The organism is Acidithiobacillus concretivorus (assembly GCF_018853445.1).
GTDB classification, from domain to species: Bacteria; Pseudomonadota; Gammaproteobacteria; order Acidithiobacillales; family Acidithiobacillaceae; genus Acidithiobacillus; species Acidithiobacillus concretivorus.
In genome coordinates this window covers 1-17,043 of sequence record NZ_JABELD010000032.1, presented here as the reverse complement: position 1 = coordinate 17,043, position 17,043 = coordinate 1, and the positions used below count along the sequence as shown (strand labels likewise).

Sequence of the window (17,043 nt, the reverse complement as noted above, 5' to 3'; positions counted from 1 at the left end):
CCGCTACCGCCACACTCCGGAAGAAACGGCCGAAGGCATGAGCAAAGAGGCGGTAGCCGTGGTACCACTGGCTATTCCGCTGATGGCGGGTCCGGGCACCATGATTACAGTGATTATTGCCCATCATAAAAATGCTTCCTGGTTTGCCAGCGGGCTATTGATTCTGGACATCCTGATCATTGCTGGCGTCGCCTACGCGGCGCTGCGCCTGGCCCGGCCGTTGTCACGGCGTCTGGGCGTAACCGGCATCAACATATCCACCCGAATTTTCGGGCTGGTCCTGGCCGCCATTGCCGTCACCTTCATTGCCAATGGCCTGGCTGCACTTTTTCCCGGCCTGGTGCATGTCAGCACCAGCTGATCAGCGCCTCAACCTGGATTAGACCTAGGGCTTGATGTCGCGCCCCAAGCCATATTTGAGCCGGCGAGCCGGCAGATACCAGAAAAGACCATCCAGCAGCATCAGGCAGCCCGCAGCAATCAGAATATAATCGGTGAAACTGTAGGGTGTTGCGCCCAGTATTTTGTGTAGGGCCAGACCCAGACCGATAAATGCCACACCGGTGCGGATCAGCGATAGCCCGGTTCGGGCGCGCGCGTAAGAGGCGCGGTGACTGGCGGCAATGGTGCGCTGAGCGGCGAGCATATTGCGCTCGCGGGCCAGATGGGTGCGCTCCTTGCTGGCCGGGACCGGGCGCAAAATTGAACAATAATGGGGAATGGCCGCAGCCAGTCTCGCCAGGGCACTGCCATCCTCGGCCTCAACCGGCGCTTCGGGCAGGTGATAGCGATCGGTAAAGCGCACGTTCTCGGTCGTAATATCAATCAAAGCACTTTGGCAGGGTAAATCCATACGGCTGCCACGCACTTTCAGGTAATCAAACAAGCCCATCAGTGCCAGGAAAATGCCGGCCAACAAAATCAACAGATGATAGGATGAGAGGTCGTTGTGGGTGACTTTGGTCAGCACGTTGGCCAGTGCCACCATGGCAAGCCCCCAACGCAGTAACTTCATGGCCGTCCGGGCGCGGGCATGAGCCGTGCGGTGCGCCGCCAGCTTGGTACGCCAGTGCGCCATGGTATTGCGCCAATAGGCCAGGCCCGTGCGCTCAATGCCAATGAGCAAGGGTGCCTCGGCATGCATATAGTCCTGTATGTACCAGCGTATGTCTTCTTTGAGCGCAACACGAAATTCGTAATGATGAGCCGGAACCAATTCCTGAACCTGGGCACGCATACTCGGGTTGTTAGGGTCAGCTGCAGCGATAATGACCGTGTCCCCCATCTGCCGGATCGGAAACCACTCTCCGGCGCGGAGTACCTTGCCATCCAGGCCGGAAAACAGCTGTGGTACGGGCAGGCGTTCATCATATTGCGTGAAAGCGCAGTCATAATGCCGGGCTAGCGCGTCCAGCAAGGCGCAGCGCGTCACTGCCAATTCCTTCAATAAGATGCGTTCGGCGTCGATCCCACGCTTGGCCGCACTTCGCATTGCCGACTGGAGCAGGACTTCACTCAGAAGGCCCTGCTCAACCAGGGGATAATAGGGCGATATTTCAGTGTTCATGTGGATAATAGCTGCGCTTCCAGGCGCTTTTCGGTTGACTGTAATCGGCATCGGCGATTTCAAAACTACCGTCGACCAGTGGTGAACGGCGTTTGACCCGTTCCGCCGGCAAATACCAGCGCAGGCCATCAACAATAAGGTACAGACCAACGACCACCAAAACGGCATCAAAAATTGTCCAGAGGATGTCTACATGGCCGGTAAAACCGAAATAGATATAAAGTCCGGCGCCCACCGTCATGATGCTGAAGCCGGTGCGGATGAAAGCCATCCCGGTACGCGCCCGGGCCATGACCGTCCGCAGCCGCGACATGACGTTGCGTTTATCCGCAAGGATAGTGCGCTCCAGGGCCAGGCCAGTAGTTGCAAAAACCCCAGGACGCGCCTGATCGGCATTGGCTTCCACTACCGGATCTATTTTGTGGGCATAAAGACATAAGGAGGGAAAAATAAGATCCCAAGGCCCACGTTTGCCTTGGGCATTACTCACCGCTTCCAGAGCCCTATTGGCGGCGTCTCGCCCGGGATGGTACCAGAGGAACCCCTCTACCAGCATGAAAAGGCCAATCGCAATGAGACTCCAGTCAAAAATCGACCAGGGGCCAATAGGAAATTTACGGATAAAGCCAATACCGATAGCCGCAAAAGCGACACCCGTCCGGGCAAAGGCGAGTCCTGTTCGCGCCTTGGCCATCATCGTCCGCAGATAAGCCAGAATGGTGCGTTCTTCGGCGAGATTCGTCCGGTCATTCGCCAGAAAACGCCGCCTTTCAACCGGAGAAAGTGCGTCCCAGGCCTCGCGCAAATCGGCAGATCCTGCAACCACCGAACTCCGTCGAAAGGCCATCTGCCCGCCCGGATCAATCACATTCAGGGCGGAATAGTTTTCCGGAACTTCGTAGGGGAGATAGGTTGTGATGGCGCGGGATTCCCGACGCGCTGGCAAATACCAGAGCAGGCCGTCAATCATGGCAAGCAGCCCAAAAACCATCAGTGGAATTTCAAAAAACAACCAGGCCCCGCCACCGAACAAGCGCAAAAAAGCGACACCAATACTGGTCAACGCCACCCCCGTACGTGCCAAGGCAAGCCCGGTGCGGCTGCGCGCAAAACGGGTTCGTTGAGCGGAGTAGCGGGTGCGTTCTCCGGCCAGATAGGTACGGACTTTGGCCAGTGGGGTACGTCCGCCATAAACGGGAAAATCATCATTCAGATCAGCGCTGTTTTCAATCAGGCGAATCAGATCGGGGCGCGTGGCCACCCGGAATGTGAGGTTTGCGACGCCAAGGGTTTGCCGGATATGCGCCAGCAAAGCGGGATCATCGGCTGTACAAACAATCACTTCAGCGCTATCCGCCGTCCAGGCTACAGGCAACCATAATTCGTTTCTGAGCATGTCCACGTCCAGTCGGCGGAGGATCGCCTGCGATGCAGCCAAGCCCTCGTCATATTCGACCACAGGACAACCGTAGCGGTCCGTCAAATCATCGAGCTGTTTCTCTTTTGCTAATGCTTCTATCGTAATACCCCAAATAATAATGTTCAGCGGCAGAATGCCGGCCGCGCTGCGCAAGCTGCGTACCTGCGCGGATACGCAGATGCAAACCGCCCATTATAAACAAATCGTGGCCGCACTGACCAGCCAAAGTCGCAGGCAATAAAATTTCAGAATAGAGATAGAAATTATGGACGCATCCATTAAAAAAGGATGCAGAGACAGCAAGCTGTCTTTTGCATCCTAAGGACGGAAGAACGATCGTAAAATATTAGGGCTTGATATAGCTAAAGCCAGCGTGCTCCAGCTGCATGATGCGGACGATACCTGCTGGAACAATGACTACCGAAGGATCCAGCTTGGGAAGATGCCCGGTTTTCTTCTTGAAGGCTTCCATGCTGTTATGACACACATCAAACTCCACCCCCTCAGCATTAATCGCGGCAATGCGACTCGCCACCGGACTGTTGGGCAGATACATTTTGATGCCCGGACCAAACGCCACGACGACAACCTGAACTTTCTCCTGACCAAAATAATTGAGTAGGTTCTGGGCATTATTCAAGGTGAGATTCCAGCGCGCGGGATTATCCTGACTGACCTGGATCACCACATGATGCTGAGCAAAAGGCAAGTTATGAATAAAAGTGGGGTGATTAAAGTGAAAATCATGGAGCATTGACACATTGGCCGAATCAACATTAGCCGAAGCAGTGGTCATGCCCAACATGCCCATCACCGGCAGAGCGCTGGCTAATACGGCCATTTTCAAAAAGTTCTTCAATAACATTACCATCTCCTCGTTATCTTCATCAAAAGGCAATCATCGCCTGCATGGCAAATTCATTATCCACGGCATCGGAAATACTATTCGCAACTGGGTTAGGCTGATGCGGCACATCCAGCGTTCGGAAGTAGTAACCGGCCATGATTTTGGTCAGTGGCGTGAAATGATATTGCAGACCAATAGCCCAGGTTTTGAATATGCGTTGCTGTGCCGGGTCATTTGGCAAGCGATCGTAATAGTCATAACGTAAATTCGCTTCAATATGCTTGGTCAAAAACAAGCCGCCTTCCAGCATGTAACCATTAGCCGTGTTCTGACTGCCGGGATAAAGTTGGGTGTTGGTCAGTGGTGCAGCCAGACCAGGGGCGCTGCTGAATGCCGAAGCTGCCGATATCCAGCCGGTACCACGCATGTACTGGAAGCGGAATTGCCTGCCCCATTGGTGCATATAACCCTGCAAATACTGCACATCCACGCCGTAGCGATTCATACTGTAACTGGTGTCATTCAATTCAGGGCTGGCATGTTGATACCAGATACCCGCCTGCACATCGCTACGGAAGGGTCCTTTCCCCCCGAATATATAAGCTTCCTGCAAGCGCGCTGCATACAAAGGACTGCTGGATTGATTGCCGGCGGCCACCGTGCCAAACATTCCAATCATGGCGCCGTAGGTAAATTCCCAGTGACCGTTACGGAACCAGTCAAAGGCCATGATGCCTGGATAGCGGAAGGCATTAACACCCAGAGTCTGTTGACCATTAATCAAGTAGGCATTCAGTTTAGTATTGATTTTGTAAGGATTGCTGGAGTTATACATTGGTTGCTGCATCAATTGCCCAATCATCGTCGATGACAACACAAAGTTATAACTCATGAATCCTTGCATGGCTCCTTCGGCACTAGGCGCACGAATAAGGCCCGCTTCAATTCTGGCCCCTGGAATATAACTGAAGGTAAAATGCCCATCAATAAGACCAGGTTGATAACTGCCACGCACATGCGTGAAACCATTATCACCAAACTCCCCACCAAAAAAATAGGAAATATGCTTGTTCAGGTTTCCGCGCAACATGATTCGTGCTCGCAGAATATTAGCGGTAGTGCTTTGCGAAAATCCGGGCGCTATAAGATCAATGTGCGGGATCTGGTTATTTTCAAGGCTGTCTTCATTACCGGGTTGCGCATAAAGACTGGGCTCAATAAACCCAGAAACACCAAATATCGGGGCTTTGGCAGGAGATATCCCCTGCAATTCAAACCAGTTGGCGGCATGGGCTAACGGGGATAAACCAAGCATGGCTGCTGCGACAATAAGCGTGTTTCTGGAAATTTTATGGCCGTGATACATGTTCATCACCTCGCAATGTTTTGGCTGAATTTTTATATTATGAAATAAGCGACGACCAACAACTCGGGAATACCGCTGACCTTCGCCCTACAAAAAATGGCAGCAAGGTTCGTGCCACCATGAAATCCAAGCTTATTGGTGAAGAGGATCAGCTGATGCGGACAAAATAGCACAAGGAATTGTGCTTAAAAGAACACAACAAATAATCCATATTCATTTATTAAGGAATACTAATAAATTGTCGCTCTATTTCTTCGAGACTCAAGCCTTTGGTTTCTGGCACCAGCTTCAGCGTGAATAGTATGGCCAAAAAAGTCATGAGGGCGTAAATCAGAAATGTCGCACCACGGCCAATAGCGCCAACGAGATCCAGAAAAACTCCGGCCACCAGCATGTTAGACAGCCAGTTGATCACCGTGGCCAGACTCATGGCGCGACCACGAATAGCCAGCGGGAAAATTTCAGAAATCAACAACCAGAATATCGGCCCTAAACTCATCGCGAAAAAAGCGACAAACACTGCCGACGTCACAACGATGAGCGCAGCCCCCAAGACTCCCTGCAAATTGGTTAAAAACTCCAGCGAGAGGGCCAGCAAGCTGATCAGCATCCCCCACAATCCCCATAACAACAATTTACGACGTCCCAGACTATCCAAAAAGCGCATGGAAATAATGGTTGCCAGGACATTCACCAAGCCGATGCCGCCCGTCGCCAGAATGGCCATGAAAGGAGAGGACAAACCAGTCTCCTGCAAAATCTTCGGTGCATAGTATAAAACGATATTGATACCAGTCACCTGCTGAAAAATGGCCAGGCCGACAGCAATGATCATCAGGTGGCGCAGCTTCCGGTTATTGAACAGGCTACGCAGCGCCATGTTCTGCGTGTTCGTATTGCCCTGCTGTAAGGATTCCAACTCTTTTGTCACCTGCGCAGTACTGCGCAAATACTGCAAAGCGGATTCGGCCCGAACGATGAGCCCTTGCCTGATGAGCCAGCGCGGACTCTCCGGCAATATCCACATTCCCACAAAAAGAATAAGTGCGGGCAAGGCTCCTAAGCCCAGCATCCAGCGCCAGCCACTGCCAAGATCGCTAAACAGGAGATCGACCCCATAGGAAATGAAAATCCCGATGCTGATGTACAGCTGATTAATGGTGACAATGGCCCCGCGCCGCTCTGGCGTGGTAATTTCGGCCAGGTAAAGCGGAGTCACGGTTGAAGCCACCCCAATGGCGAGTCCCAGAAAGGCGCGCCCCAGAAAAAGGAGTGCCACACTGTTGGCCAAAGCTGCCAGAAGACTTCCGAAAACAAACAGTGCGGCAGTTGCCAGCAAAACCCGGCGCCGCCCCCAGCGGTCTGCCAGCAACCCGGAAACAGCGGCGCCCAACGCGGCACCGGCCAAGGCCACCGCCACGAACAATCCCTGCATGCTGCCATTGAGCTGGAAGTCATGGGCCAGAAAGAGCAAAACCCCAGCAACCACCCCGGTTCCATAACCAAACAGGAGGCCACCCAGACCAGCTATCACAGCAATCAGCACAAATCGCCAATCTTGATGTTTTACTGACAGCTCGGGCTGCAGCATGCCACCCCCAAAACTTCATGAATATTAATTAGGCAATGAAGAAAGCCAATGCCAGTTTCTACTGCAGGTAATGGCACCCGTACAAGGCATGCCCATCGTTATTATGGCGATTAATGTGAGCTGGCGAACCTCGGCGCTGGCACAACTTGGCATCGGCAACTGTATGGGCGCGTTTCTGGCGCTTAATGCTGGGTACCATGGCTACAACTCAACGCACTCTCTTCGTCATAGACCAGATTACGCAATTCCTTAATCATTTTGTTATTTTCACACTCAAGAACGGAGCCCAGATATAGAGCATTGGCCACATCGCCGTTATCCAGCGCCAGTTTTGCCTGACGTGCCAGATGATGTATTTTTTCGTGGCGCTGCAAAATCTGCAAAAACCCGGACTGATCGCCAAAACGCAAGGATCCGTCCCCCTTCAGCCAGCGTCCAAGATGGCATTTTTCTTCGGCATCCTGATCCAATACATGATGCGGAATGGATTTTTGCTCGCGCATGGCCAGCAGAAAATTCTCGGTCCGTTGCCCATGACCTTCCAGCAAAGTCGGCAAAATATCAATGGAAGAATGGCTGAGCATACTCAAATTCAGACTTTTGAACTGACGCAACCAAAGGGGAATATCTTCTCCGGGCATGGGCTTGGCAAACAAATATCCCTGCAAGTGACCACAACCCATTTTCGCCAGTAATTTAGCATGGGCTTCTGTTTCCACCCCTTCCGCAATCACATCCAGACCCAACATACGACTGGCAGTAATAACGGCTGCCACAATAGCCAGGTCCTTGGGGTCATTGATCATGTCGCGAACAAAGCTTTGATCCAGCTTAACGGACTGAGCGGGGAGCTGCTGAAGATAGGTCAAAGAAGCGTTTCCGGTTCCAAAGTCATCCAGCGCCACACGCACACCCAAATCATTGCAGGCCGTCAGTCGCTCCTGGGCATGAATGAGATCCTTAAGTGGTGCTGATTCGGTAATTTCGATTTCGATCTGCCCAGCAGGTAAACCGGGATATTTTCGTAGAGCCCTTTCCAGATCGTCCAGGAAACGTGCATCCAGTAAATGATGTGCACTGATATTAACGGAAACACGCAAGGCAAGTCCTTGTTGCTGCCAGATTTGACCTTGCCGAAAAGCAGCATCCATCACAAAAATACCCACATCCCGGGCATAGCGATGATGATCCAGGCCGGCCCAGAATGCTGCGGGACCCAGCAAACCCCGTTCAGGATCAAGAATTCGAATCAGGGATTCAACCCCCGATACGCCACCAAAACTGTTGACAATTGGCTGGTAATATAACACCAATTGATGATTTTTAAGCCCCTTTTCGAGAAGCAGTCGCATATTAGCCGCGTTTTGTGCGGCCTCATCCAGAGTCAGACTATACAGGCTGAGCTGATCTCCTCCCTGTTTTTTTGCCGCATATAATGCCATGTCCGCATGCGCCAAAAGTGTTTCTACGGATACTTCATCCAGAGGATATAATGTCACTCCCAGACTGGCACTCACATGAATCCACTCGCCATCGATTTCCACGGGCGTCCGCACGGCTTCCAAAATCCGGCCACAAATGAAGTCCAGGTCGTCTATGGAACTCAGCGACGGAAAAAGCAGACCGAATTCGTCCCCTCCCAACCTTCCCAAGGTATCGCCCGAACGCAAACATTGACGAATCCGTTGGGTGACAGAAAGCAGCAAACGATCACCCGCACCATGTCCAAAACGGTCATTGACCGGCTTGAAACCATCCAGATCGAGCAGCACTACCCCGAGTAAAGTCTCGTCTCGACTGGCCTGCCGGCGGGCGATTTCCAGGCGGTCCATAAATAAAAGGCGATTGGGCACTTGAGTCAAGGGATCCCGAAGCATGCGATTACGTAATTGCAAAACAATTTCACCAAGATGGGCAAACGCCTCAAAATAATCTGACCCGATTCTTTTGAAATATCCTTTTGCCCGGGCGCCAATAAAACCTAAACCTTGCAAGTCACCCGACGAAAAAGGCAGAAACACCATCTCCTGAACGCGGGGTCGCAATTTCCGGATCCATTCCGGTGCTGCAGGATCATCACTGGAGTAAACTAGGGCCTGGTTTTGTTGCAAGGCCTGCCAACAGGGATCTTCTGCCGAATAAGGTAGATAGGGCATGGACAAGCGCAAACCGGCTGACGCTTCCAGAGTCAATAGATCATTGACCCTATTGGAGCACAGAAAATAGCCAGCCAGGGTGATATAACGACTTTTACGCGGCAAGCGTTCACACAACACCTGTAAAAGACTGACGTTTTCCGTATCTTTTTCAATACGGGTGCTTGCCAGGGTATCGAGCAACACATCAAAAACGGCGCTTCGCTCACCATCCGTTTCCCGCGCTGCCCGGGCGTAGCCACTTAACTGACACATCAAGTCACCCATCAGCAGACTGATGAGGATTTGTCCCAGGCGCGACTGGTATTCGGTTGGAACGTGCTTTTCCAAAATTGGCTGCCAATGCCGCCAGTAAATGGTGTAGCCACCGGCCAGCCAAGCAGGATCAATGCCTAAATGGTGGTGTTTGGCGCCCAGTTGCTGCATGGCAGCCTGCCAGGAAGGATTCAGTTGGTTGTTCAGAAGACCATACCCATGCTCCGCTTGACGCTGAACCAGGGCTTCAATTTGCGCCTCTGAAAAGTTTCTGAAAGCTGCGGCGGTAGCCGGATGTGAAAACAGGTAGTTATAAAAATCCCGGGCCAGCTGTTCTGCACTTTGGGCAAATAAACCCCAATACTGGTCTAATAAAATGAAATCTTCACTATCCAGCCCCAAAAAACTGACCAGATTATCTGCTCTGTAAAAGGGACTATTCATCACTGCAAAAAGCCGTACAACTTCCCTGTTTGGACAGAACCGCATCCAGCACCAGGCTTTCCAGTGTTTCCGTCGGGCTTACCCCATAGAAAACGCTCAGCTCCTTGAGCATTACCCATGCCCATTCTGAGAGCGCCACTTGTTTTATTACCGCCGCTTTTTGCCCGCCCTGATCATTATCAGGTTTTGTAATAGACATGATTCTTACTCCAACCTCACTCACTCATTCTGATAGCCATCTATTTGTTACCAGGAAAATTACCTGGATTTGTAAAGTAAACGATACAACTTCCGGGACAAAAAAGCAAAAAGAGAAACCAATATTTCTCTTATAGATCATAAATGTAACACCAAGTAACAGCACTTTATAAAAATATCATTATTTTCTTATGCTCTTATTTAAAAATTAGGCGGGCAAAATCAATCCGTCAAAATTTTACTTTTTATCAAAAAATGCGGCTATTTCTGGAGTATTCCGGGCGCTTCTGAATTTCCTCGGCCTTTTTACATAAATATAAGTGCTCAGCACGTTTTTTTTGATCGCGGGTGAGAGACATCCGGATTCCGACCAGGCACTGACCCATTGGTACCCCTTCTTCTTGAACACGGACAATCGTAACCACCGTTTCACAGGTTCCGCAGTCAGCAATGGTAAATTCAGCAAGCACATTTTCACCGGGCTGATATGAACCTTTAGGCGCAAAAAAGCTGGCACCGCTAGGACTGAAATCGTGTAGTTGCCCCACCATCTCCACGCCACCCACCTTACGTAAGGTAATAGCGCCTTCCAGTCGTACCCGTTTGGCTCTGCGCGAGGCTCTGCGGTAGATCATACGCGGCACATCAAAATAATAGCGCCCTTCAAACAAGTATTTCAGATCCGAAAAAAACATAAAAATAAAGTCACCCAATTCAACAAAAATCAGGGCTTTCTTATAGTCTTCCCGCGCAAAAACACCTTTCAAGCGGAAAAGCAGACTCTCCGATTCACAGCCATCAAAATAAAAGTGTGCGCCAGAATCACTGCTGTCCGCCGAAAAAATTACGGCATCTCCCAAACCCTCCGCAGACCTTTCTGAACATAACCTCTCCGGAATATCTTCAAAAATAGCTTCACCAAACTCCTCAACCAAAGTTTGCTGATATTCTGCAATGCTGAGCCCGCTTCTCAGTGGCAGCATCATACCCAACTCTGTATTGTCAGAAGTCAGCCCCATATACCCTCCAAAAACAGTTGGATAGACCCCATGATCCGGGCGAGCAAACACTAGGGGTCATCCAGAAAAGTTCAATGAAAATTTACGCGTGAAAATTTTAGAAACTTTCTTACCAAAAATGTTACACCTAATGTCATAAAGGAACAAACACCACGGCTAAAGCAACCTGTCGGGAAGGTGTCCACAAGTTCTCTGGTCTGCGCTACACTGCCCCGCAATCAACCCACCACGCTCCCGGATGGAACCCGCCATGGCCCAATATGTATTTACCATGAATCACCTGAGTAAAACCGTACCGCCCAAGCGTGCGCTGCTCAAAGACATCTCTCTATCCTTTTTCCCTGGTGCGAAAATCGGGGTTTTGGGGCTGAATGGCTCGGGGAAATCCACCCTGATGAAAATCATGGCCGGCGTGGATCGGGAGTTTGAGGGCGAAGCCCTGCCCATGCCGGACCTGAAAATTGGCTATCTGCCTCAGGAACCCGATGTCGATCCCAACAAAACCGTGCGTCAGGTGGTGGAGGAAGGACTCGGCGAAATCATTGATGCGCAGCAACAGCTTGAAGCCGTCTATGCCGCTTATGCCGAACCAGACGCCGATTTTGATGCCCTGGCTGCCGAGCAGGGACGACTGGAAGCCATTGTCGCCGCCAGTGACGGGCACCAGGCAGAACTGCAGATGGAAGTGGCTGCGGATGCTTTGCGCCTGGCTCCTTGGGATGCGTTGGTGGGTCCTCTTTCTGGTGGGGAAAAGCGCCGCATTGCCCTCTGCCGCCTGCTTATCAGCCGTCCCGACATGCTGCTTCTCGATGAGCCCACCAACCATCTGGACGCCGAGTCCGTAGATTGGCTGGAGCAGTATCTGCAGCGCTTCAGCGGGACAGTGGTGGCGGTCACCCATGACCGCTATTTCCTGGACAACGCCGCCGAATGGATTCTGGAACTGGATCGCGGCCGTGGCTTTCCCTACAAAGGCAATTACTCGGCCTGGCTGGAGCAGAAAGAAAAACGCCTGGAACAGGAAGCACGCAGCGAAGCTTCGCGCATCAAAGCCATGCAACAGGAACTGGAGTGGGTACGGCAGAATGCCAAGGGCCGGCAAAGCAAGAGCAAAGCCCGCCTGGCCCGCTTTGAAGAACTCAGCTCCTACGAATACCAGACGCGCAATGAAACGTCGGAAATTTTCATTCCCGTTGCCGAGCGACTCGGCAATGAAGTCATTGAATTCAAAGATGTCAGTAAAGGCTTCGGCGACAAGCTTCTGTTTGAAAATCTCAGCTTCAAGATTCCTCCGGGTGCCATCGTCGGCGTGATTGGCCCCAATGGCGCCGGTAAGTCCACTTTTTTCCGGATGATCATAGGTCAGGAACAGGCCGACAGCGGCGAAGTAAGCATCGGCTCTACCGTCAAACTGGCTTACGTGGATCAGTCCCGCGATGCCTTGGTAGCCAAAAGCAATGTCTGGGAAGAAATTTCGGGAGGCCTGGATATTCTGACCGTTGGCAAATTCGAAATCCAGTCGCGCGCCTACTGTGGTCGCTTCAATTTCAAGGGGAACGACCAGCAGAAACTGGTGGGCCAGTTATCGGGTGGAGAACGCGGTCGCCTGCATCTTGCGAAAACGCTGATTGCCGGTGGTAACGTGCTGCTGCTGGACGAACCGTCTAATGATCTGGATGTGGAAACCTTGCGGGCCCTGGAAGATGCCCTGCTGGAATTTGCCGGTAGCGTCCTGGTCATTTCTCATGATCGCTGGTTTCTGGATCGCATCGCCACCCATATCATCGCCTTTGAGGGCGATGGTCATGTCGAATTTTTTGCCGGCAATTACCATGAATACGAAGCCGACAAAAAGCGTCGTCTGGGTGAAGAGGGGGCAAAACCGCATCGCTTGCGCTACAAGCCGATTGTTCGCTGAATGGCAGGCTAGACTCAGACCTCATACAAGCTTCTCAGCGAAGCCTGAGGGCCACATCCCGGAATGAAGCCAATGCGGCTTCCAGATGGTCGATGATCTCCTGCTGTAATACATCCGGCGGTGGCAATTCGGCCAGGTTATCCAGGCTGTCGTCCTTCAACCAGAAGATGTCCAGGCTGGCCTTGTCGCGAGCCATCAATTCTTCGTAGCTGAAGAACTTGAACCGTTCGTTAGCCACGCGCGCGTGGCGATTTTCCGGGTGGTAGCAGGTGATGAAGTCCTGCAGGTCGTCCAGCTTGAGCGTGCGGGTTTTCAGGGTGAAGTGCTTGTTGGTGCGTAGGTCGTAGAACCACACGCCCCGGGTATGCACCTTGCCGTCCTTGGGTTTGGCGTCGAAAAACACCACGTTGGCCTTGACGCCCTGCGCGTAGAAAATGCCCGTCGGCAGGCGCAGGATGGTGTGTACATCGCAGGTTTCCAGCAGCTTCTTGCGGATCTTTTCGCCCGCGCCGCCCTCGAACAAAACGTTGTCAGGCAGCACCACGGCGGCCTTGCCGTCCAGCTTCAGCATGCTGACGATGTGCTGCAAAAAATTGAGCTGCTTGTTCGAGGTGGTTTCCCAGAAGTCCTGGCGCTCGTAGGTCAGTGCGTCGCGGTCTTCCTCGCCCTCCTCGTTGGTGATGGTCATGCTGCTCTTCTTGCCGAAGGGCGGATTGGCCAGCACATAGTCCACCTTGGCGCTCGGCTCGGAAATCAGCGCATCCGAACGCGCCACCAGCGGCTCGCCATCCAGCTCGCCAATGCTGTGCAAAAACAGGTTCATCAGGCACATGCGGCGCGTGTTGGGCACGATCTCGTTGCCGTGAAAGGTCTGGTCACGCAGAAACTCTTTTTGCGCCTTGTTCAGTTGCGCGCCCGAGCGCGTCAGCCAGTTGTAGGCGCCCAGAAAAAAACCGCCGGTGCCGCAGGCCGGGTCGGCAATGGTCTTCATTGGCTCGGGGCGCACGCAGGCCACCATCGCCTCGATCAGCGCGCGCGGCGTGAAATACTGCCCCGCGCCGCTTTTGGTGTCTTCCGCATTCTTTTGCAGCAGCCCTTCGTACAGGTCGCCCTTGGTGTCGGTGTCCAGGCTGATCCAGTTTTCCGCGTCGATCATCTGCACCAGGCGCGACAGCTTGGCGGGGTCTTGAATCTTGTTTTGCGCCTTGAAAAAAATCGCGCCCAGCATGCCCGATTCCTGCCCCAGCTTGTGCAGTGTGGCAAGGTAATGCGCCTCCAGCGGCTCACCGATCTTGCCGCGCAGGCTAGCCCAGTCGAACCCCGGCGGAATCTGCGTGTTGCGGTGGTAGGGCGCCTGCGCGTATTCGTGCGCCAGCTTCAGGAACAGCAGGTAGGTGAGCTGTTCAAGGTAATCGCCATAGCCCACACCGTCGTCACGCAGGGTGTGGCAGAAATTCCAGACTTTTTGGACGAGGGTGGAGGTGTTCATGCGTTTGCTCCAAGAAGTTCGCCTTCCATGCGTCGGATCGCGGCGATCAAATTGCGGAAGCTGGGTGATCGGTCGTTCTCGATGGTCAGGTGTTGGCCAATCGCGCGCGAACCGGCGATTTTTTCGTAACGCTGCTTTGTCATATTCCTGAGTTCTTTGCTCGGGCTTCCCAACGCATCAGGTGTTCTGAATTTTTTCTTCCCTTGGTGCGACGCCAAGCCATTGATACCCAGAGCCTGTTCCACCGCCTGCAAATCGGCCAGATAAAAACTTTCCAGTTCGCGACACACGATACGAACCAAGCAGCGATCTGCTTTGCCGGACTTTTGACACAAATCCAATAAATTTCTTTTGATCAGGGTGCAGTCCGGGCTGCTGTCCTGATCGCGCAGCACGATAAATCGCGCCTGATCGTTTTGATACGCTCGGATCTTGCGCATCAACTGCTTTTCGAGATCCTGTTTGCCTTCAAATGGAATGCATCGGAAAGTGACCCCCGCATTCAGCATGCGCGGCAGCAATGACTCCAGCATTGCCTTGGCAGAAGGCTCTTCGAGCAGAAACACCAGTTCACTCATTGCGGATCAACCCCGCCAAAGAATCCCTGCTTCCACAGATAGCCGAGCTGATCGCCCTCTGCCACATAAGCAGCGATCTGCGCGTCATCCTTGGCGCGGTGAATTTCCGTGCAGCCCTGCCGCTTGACCAGCCAACAGACTTCCTCAAGTTCGAGCGCGTTCAAAAAATCAGGTGAATGCGTCGAGACAAAAACCTGCCCCCCCCGGTTGGCGTAGCTTCGGAACTCCTCAGCCAGTTCCACCATCAGTTGCGGGTAGAGCTGGTTTTCCGGCTCCTCCACGCAGAGCAATGGGTGGGGTCTGGGATCATGCAAGAGCACCAGATAGGCGAACATCTTGATCGTGCCGTCGGACACATAACGATCGAGAAACGGCGTCTTGAACGAACCATCCTGGAAACGCAGCGTGAGATATCCGTCGTCCATCAACACTGGCTCAACGGCCTGCACGCCAGGAACCCGTCTAGCCATCGTGGACAAGATCTGGCGAAAAATATCGGGGTGCCGTTCGTGGAGATAGCGCGCGACCAGAGGCAGGTTTTCTCCGGTCTCGGACAGGTGCTCGGTTTCGCCGGCCGCATCCTTGCGGCCTCGCGCCGCACTGATGTGGAAATCTGAAACATGCCAGTTCTCGATCAGGCTGCGGAACGCATTGGCCGCCTTGAACCGCTCAAACTGACCCAAACCCTTAATGGCCAGCGTATCGGGTGCCACCTTTTGCGTTTCCCGATCCAGCTCTTCATCAGACTTGTTGAAGTCTTCTTCATTGGTGATGGCGTAACCCTCGCCCTTGGAAAAACTCAGGAAATGAAACGGGCTGCCGTAGCGCCCGCGTTTGTAGCGCAGCAGCTCTTTCAGCACCACGGGTGTGCCGTTCTGCTCGCCTATTTCCAGCGAATAGGTCACCAATCGTTCCACCCCGGTGATTTCCATTCGATATTGCAATTCGATCAGGATGGTGTCCTTACGTTGATCGCAGCCACGGCTCAGCACCTCGGCAAAGCGGCCACGCTTGTCCAGCGCCTGCCGCACATTGCCTTTAAGGCAATCGTGCAAAAAGCCAAACACATCAAATAATGTGGACTTTCCAGACCCATTGGCGCCAACAACCACGAGAAAGGCGGGAATGTCCTTCAGACGCACATCCTTGAAGGCCTTGTAGTTCTTCAAGCGCATGGATTCAATTTTCATGGCGTACTCCTCAAAGATGATGCTGATTTTCGGCTGCGCGGCTTTTTCGCGGCTTCGTGAGCAGCCCGTTCGGCACGGATGCGCGCCAGCAGCACGCTGGCCGGTTCGTCGGACGGGTCTTGCGGCACCAGTTGGCCGGCGAAGGCGGCGCGGAGGATGTTCTGGCGCTGGACGGAGGATTGTTTGAGACCTGTCTCCATCGCCGACTCCATTGCCGCGAGTTGCTCTAACTGCTGTGCAAGTGCTTGTCGGATTAGCACCTGTTCAGCGAGTCCCGGCACGGGAACTGTGGCGCTGACGATGTCTGGCTGGGCGATCTTGTAGATGCCCGCCGAAGTTCTGGCACGGCGCTCTAAGTGGCTTCGCACTACATGTGAATCCCAAACCAGACCAATCCAAGCGGGGCTGACCACCGCCTCCACAACTCGCAACCGAATCATGGTGTCCGGATAGGCCACTTGCTCATCGACAGACCCCACGAGCCCTGCGCGGCCAACCAAAGTGAGCGAGCCATTGCCACGCACGATCAGCAAATCCCCTTCACTCACAGCGAACGGAGCAGCTTCCTCCGAAGACCAAGCGCCCAGCTTGCGTTCATGCAGGTCAACCGCACCTGCCTTGATCGCGGTCAGTCTCAGCACCTTCGCGCCGGTCTCTGCCGTCGGGACTGATCGCCCGTTAGCCAAGTCATCCGGTGACAACTGATTCACACTCGCCCACACCCACCCCTGCGGCAACTCCGGCAAACCGCTGGTGTCGGGCTGCACCGGCTCGGGGTATTTCTTTTGCCAGTCTTTGGGCGGGGTCTTGCCTTGCTGCTTGAACTTGGCGAGCTGCTTGGCTTCCCAGCGGGCGCGGCGTTCGGTGAAGATGCGTTGCAGCAGTTGCGCGCCGGTTTCGGCGGGCGGGTGCTGTTGCCGCCACTCGGCGGTGAGCGCGCCTTCCACGGCGGCCTTGAGCAGCGACTGGCGGTATTGCGCCAGCTTCTTCTGCGTGGCCGAACTC

The 17,043-nt window shown here is 53.3% G+C and carries 14 protein-coding genes; 2 read left to right on the top strand and 12 right to left on the bottom strand.

All coding sequences use genetic code 11. The annotated features are described in order from the left end of the window. Window positions 1-361: MarC family protein (locus HJG40_RS04880; protein ID WP_303646301.1), on the top strand; the 361-nt coding region annotated here is incomplete at its 5' end. Window positions 362-385: 24 nt separating this feature from the next. Here HJG40_RS04880 and HJG40_RS04875 read toward each other — a convergent pair. From HJG40_RS04875 to HJG40_RS04840, 8 genes are all read right to left on the bottom strand, one after another. Next, the gene (locus tag HJG40_RS04875) at window positions 386-1,567 is read right to left on the bottom strand and encodes a GspE/PulE/PilB domain-containing protein (RefSeq protein WP_215863143.1); all 1,182 of its coding nucleotides are present in this window, start codon (window positions 1,565-1,567) and stop codon (window positions 386-388) included. Continuing rightward, complete coding sequence (locus tag HJG40_RS04870) at window positions 1,557-3,140, bottom strand: GspE/PulE/PilB domain-containing protein (RefSeq protein ID WP_226857186.1); 1,584 nt, start codon at window positions 3,138-3,140, stop codon at window positions 1,557-1,559. Before HJG40_RS04870 ends, HJG40_RS04875 begins: the two co-directional genes overlap by 11 nt. 193 nt (window positions 3,141-3,333) lie before the next feature. Then, window positions 3,334-3,852: a DsrE family protein gene (locus HJG40_RS04865; RefSeq protein ID WP_215863142.1), complete on the bottom strand. Its 519-nt coding sequence runs from the start codon at window positions 3,850-3,852 to the stop codon at window positions 3,334-3,336. A 22-nt stretch (window positions 3,853-3,874) separates the two neighbouring features. Further along, window positions 3,875-5,200: a putative porin gene (locus HJG40_RS04860; protein WP_215863141.1), complete on the bottom strand. Its 1,326-nt coding sequence runs from the start codon at window positions 5,198-5,200 to the stop codon at window positions 3,875-3,877. A 220-nt stretch (window positions 5,201-5,420) separates the two neighbouring features. Then, window positions 5,421-6,791: a sugar porter family MFS transporter gene (locus HJG40_RS04855; protein WP_215863140.1), complete on the bottom strand. Its 1,371-nt coding sequence runs from the start codon at window positions 6,789-6,791 to the stop codon at window positions 5,421-5,423. 182 nt (window positions 6,792-6,973) lie between these two features. Further along, window positions 6,974-9,646 carry an EAL domain-containing protein gene (locus HJG40_RS04850; protein ID WP_215863139.1) on the bottom strand — a complete coding sequence of 891 codons (2,673 nt, stop codon included), beginning with the start codon at window positions 9,644-9,646 and terminating at the stop codon, window positions 6,974-6,976. Beyond that, window positions 9,639-9,845, bottom strand: a complete 207-nt coding sequence (locus HJG40_RS04845; protein WP_215863138.1) for a hypothetical protein — start codon at window positions 9,843-9,845, stop codon at window positions 9,639-9,641. Before HJG40_RS04845 ends, HJG40_RS04850 begins: the two co-directional genes overlap by 8 nt. A gap of 247 nt (window positions 9,846-10,092) precedes the next feature. Continuing rightward, a complete protein-coding gene (locus HJG40_RS04840; RefSeq protein ID WP_215863137.1) occupies window positions 10,093-10,863 on the bottom strand; it encodes a PilZ domain-containing protein in 771 nt (256 codons plus the stop codon). Window positions 10,864-11,113: 250 nt separating this feature from the next. Here HJG40_RS04840 and ettA point away from each other — a divergent pair, with 250 nt between their 5' ends. Next, window positions 11,114-12,781: an energy-dependent translational throttle protein EttA gene (gene ettA, locus HJG40_RS04835; RefSeq protein ID WP_215863136.1), complete on the top strand. Its 1,668-nt coding sequence runs from the start codon at window positions 11,114-11,116 to the stop codon at window positions 12,779-12,781. 34 nt (window positions 12,782-12,815) lie between these two features. Here the strand turns inward: ettA and HJG40_RS04830 are convergent, their stop codons facing one another. The 4 genes from HJG40_RS04830 to HJG40_RS04815 all read right to left on the bottom strand — a co-directional run. Next, entirely contained in the window at window positions 12,816-14,270 is a 1,455-nt protein-coding gene (locus HJG40_RS04830) for a class I SAM-dependent DNA methyltransferase (RefSeq protein ID WP_215863135.1), read from the bottom strand. Next, window positions 14,267-14,848 carry a DUF4276 family protein gene (locus HJG40_RS04825; RefSeq protein WP_215863134.1) on the bottom strand — a complete coding sequence of 194 codons (582 nt, stop codon included), beginning with the start codon at window positions 14,846-14,848 and terminating at the stop codon, window positions 14,267-14,269. The genes HJG40_RS04830 and HJG40_RS04825 overlap by 4 nt, the downstream gene beginning before the upstream one ends. Then, window positions 14,845-16,038 carry an AAA family ATPase gene (locus HJG40_RS04820; protein ID WP_215863133.1) on the bottom strand — a complete coding sequence of 398 codons (1,194 nt, stop codon included), beginning with the start codon at window positions 16,036-16,038 and terminating at the stop codon, window positions 14,845-14,847. The genes HJG40_RS04825 and HJG40_RS04820 overlap by 4 nt, the downstream gene beginning before the upstream one ends. Further along, the coding region (locus HJG40_RS04815) for a restriction endonuclease subunit S domain-containing protein (protein ID WP_497006469.1) at window positions 16,035-17,043 on the bottom strand (1,009 nt) is incomplete at its 5' end. The genes HJG40_RS04815 and HJG40_RS04820, both read right to left, overlap by 4 nt.

Coding starts and splice junctions, on each gene's coding strand:
- HJG40_RS04875 (WP_215863143.1), bottom strand. CDS start 1,567: ATGAACACTGAAATATCGCCCTATTATCCCCTGGTTGAGCAGGGCCTT.
- HJG40_RS04865 (WP_215863142.1), bottom strand. CDS start 3,852: ATGTTATTGAAGAACTTTTTGAAAATGGCCGTATTAGCCAGCGCTCTG.
- HJG40_RS04860 (WP_215863141.1), bottom strand. CDS start 5,200: ATGTATCACGGCCATAAAATTTCCAGAAACACGCTTATTGTCGCAGCA.
- HJG40_RS04855 (WP_215863140.1), bottom strand. CDS start 6,791: ATGCTGCAGCCCGAGCTGTCAGTAAAACATCAAGATTGGCGATTTGTG.
- HJG40_RS04850 (WP_215863139.1), bottom strand. CDS start 9,646: ATGAATAGTCCCTTTTACAGAGCAGATAATCTGGTCAGTTTTTTGGGG.
- HJG40_RS04845 (WP_215863138.1), bottom strand. CDS start 9,845: ATGTCTATTACAAAACCTGATAATGATCAGGGCGGGCAAAAAGCGGCG.
- HJG40_RS04840 (WP_215863137.1), bottom strand. CDS start 10,863: ATGGGGCTGACTTCTGACAATACAGAGTTGGGTATGATGCTGCCACTG.
- ettA (WP_215863136.1), top strand. CDS start 11,114: ATGGCCCAATATGTATTTACCATGAATCACCTGAGTAAAACCGTACCG.
- HJG40_RS04830 (WP_215863135.1), bottom strand. CDS start 14,270: ATGAACACCTCCACCCTCGTCCAAAAAGTCTGGAATTTCTGCCACACC.
- HJG40_RS04825 (WP_215863134.1), bottom strand. CDS start 14,848: ATGAGTGAACTGGTGTTTCTGCTCGAAGAGCCTTCTGCCAAGGCAATG.
- HJG40_RS04820 (WP_215863133.1), bottom strand. CDS start 16,038: ATGAAAATTGAATCCATGCGCTTGAAGAACTACAAGGCCTTCAAGGAT.